The organism is Streptomyces pseudogriseolus, assembly GCA_002154585.1.
Lineage (GTDB): Bacteria > Actinomycetota > Actinomycetes > Streptomycetales > Streptomycetaceae > Streptomyces > Streptomyces pseudogriseolus.
This window is the reverse complement of the sequence record MUNG01000678.1, coordinates 1-2,454: the sequence shown is the minus strand read 5'-3', so window position 1 is coordinate 2,454 and position 2,454 is coordinate 1. Positions and strand designations below refer to the sequence as shown.

Below are 2,454 nucleotides of genomic sequence, written 5' to 3'. Positions count from 1 at the left end.
AGGGGGTGGGGTCGCGGTCAGCTTCGGCGCAGGTACTCCGGGGTCGGGGGCCTCGACGCGGACGGGTCGTCGTCCATCGTGGCGGACAGCCATTTCGTGTACGAGGCCTCCCAGCCGGTCGCGGTGTCCTGCCGGAAGTCCACGAGGATCTGGTTGACCCGGCGCACCAGGTCGTCCGCGTCCTTCTTCATCGCCACGCCGTAGTACTCGGTCGTGAACGCCTCGCCCTTGAGCTCCACCGTCGGATCCTGCGCGGCCTGGCTCGCCGCGAGGGCGCCGTCGTTGACGACCGCGTCCACCTCGCCGAGCTGGAGCCGCACCAGGCAGTCGAGCTGGTTGGGCACGGTCGTGGAGATGTCCGTCGACGCCGGCAGGTCGCCGCTCCTGCGGTCCTCCTCCAGCTTCGCGTGCGCCGTCGAGCCCTTCGCCGTGCAGACCTTGCGGTGCGCGAGCGTCTCGTCGTACCCCTCGACGGGGGAGGACTTGGGCGCCAGCACCTGCTGGCCCGTCCTGAAGTACGGCGCGGAGAACGCCACGTCCTGCAGGCGCGGGCAGTTGATCGTCATCGTGCGGACCACCAGGTCCACCCGGCCGTCCTGGATCGCCGGGATGCGCTGGTCGGTCGGGATCGCCTTGAACTGGACGGCGTCCGGGTCGCCGAGGATGTCCTCCGCGATGCGGTGCACCAGGTCGATGTCGAAGCCCTCGAGACGGCCGCTCTCGCCGCCGTTCGGGTCGCGGTAGCCCCAGCGGTAGCTGTTCTGGTCCACGCCGACGATCAGCTTGCGCTTCTCGCCGGGGCGGGCCTTGATCGCCGCGATGGTGGGGCCGTCGGCGCGGGAGGGGGCGAGGGTCTGTTTCTCGGGGGCCTCGCAGTCGTCGGCGGCGCGGGCGGTGCCGGCGGTGGTCAGGGCCTGGGTGGTGCGGGCGCCGGCCGACTGTGACGCCACCGAGCCCGTGCAGGTCAGGGCCAGGGCGAACACCAAGGCCAGGGCGCAGGCCGCCGCCATCGCCCCGACGCCTCCCCAGCCCTTCAGGCGGGCCCGCAGGTGTCGTGCGTGCATCGTCATGGCCCCCTCCGGCTTCCTCGTCCCCTTCGGCGTCCGCCGTGTCATCGGTACTCCGACAGCCTGCGGCCGATGCCCAGCACCGCGCCCGCCGCGCCCAGCACGGCGAGGACCGCCGCGCCCGTCGGCAGGCCCGTCAACGCGTCCCGGCCGTCGCCGGCCGCCGACGCGAACTCCGCCTCCTCGTGCGCCAGCGCCGTCGCCAGGTTCCTGTCGACGGCGTCGAAGCACTCGCCCGTGGCGTTCCTGGCTCCGATCACCATGTCCAGCGCCTGCTGGTAGTTGCCGTTCTCGTCCTGCTCGCGGGCGGCCGCGTGCCGCTTCTTCCACTCCGTCATGTTGCCCACCGCGGCGGTCACCGGCTTCTCGCCCGTGTCGTCGTCCGCGAGACGCTGTGCGTGGGCGAGGCCCTTGGCGAGCGTGTCGATGTCGCGCGTGAAGTCGTAGTCGTAGGCGTCGAGCGTCCTGTCGCCGACCTTCGTGGTCTCCGCGCCGCGCGCCACCAGGGTCAGGTTCTCGTTGCCCCGGGCCTTGAGGGAGGCGATGCGGGCGTCGTGGAGCACGGCGAGGGACCGCACGCCGTGGTCGTACGAGTCGTTCAGGTGGTCGCGGACGAGGGCGTGGCCGGCGGTCAGCCAGAGGAGCACGACGGCGGTCGCCGTCGTCGCCGTCACCAGGCCGTGGTTGAGGACGCGGTTCGTGCGGAGGTACGTGCGACGCTGGGCCCAGGCGAGGGCGGCGAGCGTCGCCAGGCCCAGGGCGATGGCGGGCCAGGGGTACGGGGTCGCGTCCGCGTAGTCCGCGCGGAGGCGCTCGTTCTCCATGGTGTAGAGGTCCTGCGCGGCCGGCAGCATCTCCTGCTGCATCTTCTCGTTCGCGTAGCGCAGGTAGGCGCCGCCCACGGGGTAGCCCTGGCGGTTGTAGGTGCGGGCGCGCTCGACCAGGCCCTTGTACTCGGGAAGCAGGCGGTTGAGCTTCGTGATCGTGGTCGTGGAGGGGGAGCCGGGCGCCGCGTTGGCCGCGGCGTTGACCAGCTTCGCGGCGGCGGTCGCGATGTCACGCTCGTAGCGGTCGCGGGTGGCGGCGGACTCCTGGCCGCCGGCGAGGAAGCCGCTGCTGGCCGCGGTGTTCGCGTCCGCGAGGGAGCGGTAGATGTCCGCGGCGTCCGAGGTGAGGGGCTGGCTGCTGGTCAGCACGGCGTCGGCGGCGGTCGCGCGGTCGGTCATCTGCCACGCGGTGACCGCGCCGAACGCGACCACGAGCGCGGCCAGGAACGCACCCATGATGCGGAGGCGTCCGGGTTCCGTCGTGGCGGCGTGGCGGAGCTGGTCGACGCCTTCGGCGAAGGCGGTGCGGCGGGGGGCGGGGGGTGAGGCGCTGTTCCGGC

At 72.8% G+C, this 2,454-nt stretch carries 2 protein-coding genes; both read right to left on the bottom strand.

What is annotated here, in order from left to right:
- Positions 1-17 precede the first annotated feature (17 nt).
- On the bottom strand, positions 18-1,064 hold the full coding sequence (locus tag CCN29_RS34045; RefSeq protein WP_086686322.1) for a glutamate ABC transporter substrate-binding protein: 1,047 nt from the start codon (positions 1,062-1,064) through the stop codon (positions 18-20).
- A 47-nt stretch (positions 1,065-1,111) separates the two neighbouring features.
- Positions 1,112-2,454 (bottom strand): GlnX family signal transduction membrane protein (locus tag CCN29_RS34040; protein WP_442538684.1); only part of this gene is annotated, 1,343 nt, incomplete at its 5' end.

What these genes read in the sequence shown, in the direction of transcription:
- CCN29_RS34045 (WP_086686322.1), bottom strand. Translation starts at nt 1,064, where the DNA reads ATGCACGCACGACACCTGCGGGCCCGCCTGAAGGGCTGGGGAGGCGTC.